This is a genomic window from Desulfovibrio sp. 1214_IL3152 (assembly GCF_036763055.1).
In the GTDB taxonomy this organism is placed as follows: Bacteria; Desulfobacterota; Desulfovibrionia; order Desulfovibrionales; family Desulfovibrionaceae; genus Desulfovibrio.
Map to the genome: position 1 here is coordinate 1 of NZ_JBAIYW010000619.1, position 3619 is coordinate 3619.

A 3619-nucleotide genomic window follows, 5' to 3' on the forward strand; every position below is an offset into this window, starting at 1 on the left:
ATTCCACGGTCAGGCCCGAGAACGGCTCCACACAGGCGCGCGGTTCGTCCTTGAGGGCCTCGCGGGCCATGTTCACGCGCTCTTCGTGGCTGAACAGGGGGCGTTTGGGCGTATTGTCGGCCACGGCCACGATAATCTGGTCAAAAACTTCGCACCCGCGCCGGATAAGGCTGAGATGACCATTGGTCAGCGGGTCGAATGTGCCGGGATACATGGCTATTCTCATGATGCTATCCAGATGCAGACGCGGGTCTGGCCCAGCAGCCTGTCGGTTTCCAGGGTAAAACCCTGGGGCACGGCAAAGCGCGCCTCCTTTTCAATCTCCGCCGTCACAAAGGCTCCGGGCGCAAGCCAGCGATGGGCCGCCAGAAGGCGCAAGGCCGGTTCCGCCAGTTTTTTGCGATAGGGCGGGTCCATAAAAACAAGGTTGTACGGCTCCTGCGGCGGCCGCTTGAGCACTTTGAGCACATCGTCTTTCACAAGCCCTGCCTCGAACTGCACGCCGAGGTTTTCCACATTGGCCTGAAGGCAGCGCATGGCTGCGGTTGAATTTTCCACCAGCAGGGCATGCGGAGCGCCCCGGCTGATGGATTCAAGGGCCAGGCTGCCGCTGCCGGCAAAAAGGTCCAGCACCCGTACCGTGGACCATACCAGCCCACGGGCGACGAGCATTGAAAAGAGGGCTTCGCGGGTTCTGCCCATGGCGGGGCGATAGCCTTCGCCCTCAACAGTTTTCAGAATACGGCCGCCAAGGCGGCCCGCTATGATGCGCATGATGTTTCCATTCTCCTACATGCGCGAAATGAGGCGCGTGAGAGCATAGTCCATTTTTTCCAGAGCTTCCTGCAAATCGGTCTGTTCCACCCAGGGGCGGGCTTCCACATCGGCCAGCTTGCCTTTGAACATGTCCCACTTGCGTTCCACTTCGCTGGTAAGAAAGCCCCAGTCCACCCTGGGATGGGCCTTGGTTTCGTGGGTGACGGTGGCCGTAACCTCGCAGCCGTCCAGCACCATTTCTTCAAGATAGGCGGCAATGCGCGGCTTGAGGCCAAACCGCTGATGGATAAGCCCGGCCAGCGTTTCCTGCGCCTTGATTTCGCCGTGGGTCAGCACTATCTGGGCGCAGTTGTGGGTCAGGGGGGCCAGCCAGTCCAGAAGCTGGCTTTGCCCGGCATGGCCGGAAAAGCCGTTAATGGTGAAAATGCGGGCAGCCACATCCATGTCTTCACCAAACAGGGTTATTTTTTTGGCCTTTTCAACAATTTTACGGCCGGGCGTGCCAACGGCCTGATAGCCCACAAAAACGATGCTCGCGCCGGGCTTCCAGATATTATGGCGCAGGTGATGGCGCACACGGCCCGCATTGCACATGCCGCTGGCGGAAATGACAATGGCCGGCCCCTTGTAGTCGTTGATGGCCTGGGAGTCCGCCACGGACAGGGTGTAGCGCAGGTTGGGCAGCGCAAAGGGATTGTCGCCGTTGTTGAGCAGCTTTTGGGCGGCATCGTCAAAAAGCTCGCGGTTGCGCTCAAAAACTTCGGTGGCGCGGATAGCCAGGGGGCTGTCCACATATACGGGCATGTCTTCGGGCAGCTTGCCCTGCTTGCTCAGGGTGTGCAGGCAGTACAGCACCTCCTGGGTGCGCTCCACGGCAAAGGCCGGAATGATGACTTTTTCGCCTTTGCCGTAGCTGTAGGCAATGGCTTCGGCCAGTTCCTGGTCGCTGCTTTCTTCGTTTTTATGGTCGCGGTCGCCGTAGGTGGACTCCATAAAAACATAGTCGGCCTGCGGCGGGCTTTCGGGGCTGCGCACAATGAGGGCCTGCGGGCGGCCGATGTCGCCGGAAAAGATGAGACTTGTGGTCTTGCCGTCTTCATCGGCCTCAAGGCGTACCGAACCGGAGCCGAGAATATGCCCGGCATCATAATAGGTGACGCGGATGCCCGGCGCAGGCTCAAATGTCTTGTGGTAGTCCACAGGAGAAAAGAGCGACACGGCTTTTTGCGCGTCCTCCACGGTGTAGAGGGCGGCGGGGGGATTTTTCAGGCCCCGGCGCATGTATTTTTTGGCTTCCCACTGGGCTTCCATTTCCTGGATGTGGGCGCTGTCCTGCAGCATGAGGTCCAGCAGTTCGCTGGTGGCCTTGGTGCAGTATACGGGATTATGAAAACCCTCGCGCACAATCCGGGGCAGAAGGCCCGAATGGTCTATATGCGCGTGGGTAATAAGCATGAAGTCGATATCCGTGGGCCGGTAGACTTCTGTTTCGCGGTTGCGGGCGTCAATGGCCTTGTTGCCCTGATGCATGCCGCAGTCAATGCAGAAACGCTTGCCGCATGCCTCAATCATGTAGCAGGAACCGGTCACGGTTTGCGCCGCGCCCAGAAATTGGACCTTCATCATGGCCTCCGGTAAGAGTTGGCGGCAAAAGGCCGCCGGATTACCGAGGCGGCAGGCGGTCTTTTGCGCGTCCGTTTTTCCGCCTTGGCAACGCTGTTTTCAAGCATGGCGCTGCGTTCCGGCTGTGTGCGGCCCGGTGTGCTTGGGCGCAGACGGTAAACGCCTTCGGCGCGGCCCTGTGTTGCGAAAAGCCGCACAGGACTTTTTTCCATAGCCGCTTGGGGCGCGTAGCGTCAAGTTGCCCGCCTGACCGCGCGGCCCATTGCGCTAAAGCTTCGCATTGCCTTTACGTACCGGGCCACATATACTGCGACCCTGATTACACTCCTGCCGCCCGCGGGCGGCAGGATACATTCATACGTTTGCGACCTGGCCGCGAGCCGGCAACAAGGCCGGATAAACCCGCTGCCCGGAATAATGGAAGATACAAAAGGAGTATCCATGCCTGAACTGCAGCAGAATATCGTAGACGATCTTGCCTCCGTGACCACCGAATCCTGGCGTACCTTCCGCATCATGGCCGAAATGGTAGAAGCCCTGGACATCCTCAATGCCCTCAAGGTCAACTGCATTTCCATTTTCGGCTCTGCCCGCAGCACCGCCGAAACGCAGGAATACAAGGATACGGAAAAAATTGCGAAACTTCTGGTAGAGGCCGGTTTCGGCATCATCACCGGCGGCGGCCCCGGCGTTATGGAAGCGGCCAACAAGGGCGCCACCGAGGCCGGGGGCGAGTCTGTGGGCCTGCACATCCACCTGCCGCACGAGCAGGGTTGCAACCAGTATGTTAAAACCCGCTGTAATTTTCGTTATTTCTTCATCCGCAAGTTCATGTTCGTCAAGTACGCCATGGCCTATGTGGTCATGCCCGGCGGCATGGGAACCATTGACGAGCTCTCCGAAGCTTTTGTTCTGGCCCAGACCGGCCGCACGCGCCCCTTCCCCATAGTGCTGTACGATTCCAGCTTCTGGAGCGGCATGGTGGAATGGCTGCGTAAAAACATGGCCGGACGCGGCTTTATCAATGAAAAGGAAATAGACCGGCTTATCACCGTGTGCGATACGCCGGAAGAAGTGGTCAACCATCTGCGCAAGATTGTCATCCTTTAGGATGCCGTATGTGGCGTGACATGCCGGACGCTCTTTTCCCCTTCCCCGGCGGGTCTCGCCCCCGGGGTGGGGGATTTCGCGCCTTTGCGCCTGCGGGGCCTGTGCCTGC

At 59.2% G+C, this 3619-nt stretch carries 4 protein-coding genes; 1 reads left to right on the top strand and 3 read right to left on the bottom strand.

Annotated elements, in window-relative coordinates; genetic code table 11:
- The 3 genes from V6C07_RS12950 to V6C07_RS12960 form a co-directional block, all read right to left on the bottom strand.
- The coding region (locus V6C07_RS12950; protein WP_333536891.1) for an adenylyltransferase/cytidyltransferase family protein at positions 1 to 226 on the bottom strand (226 nt) is incomplete at its 3' end.
- Positions 223 to 774, bottom strand: coding sequence for a 16S rRNA (guanine(966)-N(2))-methyltransferase RsmD (rsmD, locus tag V6C07_RS12955; protein ID WP_333536892.1), 552 nt, complete (start codon positions 772 to 774; stop codon positions 223 to 225). The genes rsmD and V6C07_RS12950, both read right to left, overlap by 4 nt.
- Positions 775 to 789: 15 nt before the next feature.
- Complete coding sequence (locus V6C07_RS12960; RefSeq protein ID WP_333536894.1) at positions 790 to 2400, bottom strand: MBL fold metallo-hydrolase; 1611 nt, start codon at positions 2398 to 2400, stop codon at positions 790 to 792.
- A 441-nt stretch (positions 2401 to 2841) separates the two neighbouring features.
- On the opposite strand from V6C07_RS12960, the gene V6C07_RS12965 reads away from it, so the two are divergent.
- On the top strand, positions 2842 to 3510 hold the full coding sequence (locus tag V6C07_RS12965) for a TIGR00730 family Rossman fold protein (protein ID WP_333536893.1): 669 nt from the start codon (positions 2842 to 2844) through the stop codon (positions 3508 to 3510).
- The last annotated feature ends 109 nt before the right edge of the window (positions 3511 to 3619 follow it).

Coding starts and splice junctions, on each gene's coding strand:
- V6C07_RS12960 (WP_333536894.1), bottom strand. CDS start 2,400: ATGAAGGTCCAATTTCTGGGCGCGGCGCAAACCGTGACCGGTTCCTGC.
- rsmD (WP_333536892.1), bottom strand. CDS start 774: ATGCGCATCATAGCGGGCCGCCTTGGCGGCCGTATTCTGAAAACTGTT.
- V6C07_RS12965 (WP_333536893.1), top strand. CDS start 2,842: ATGCCTGAACTGCAGCAGAATATCGTAGACGATCTTGCCTCCGTGACC.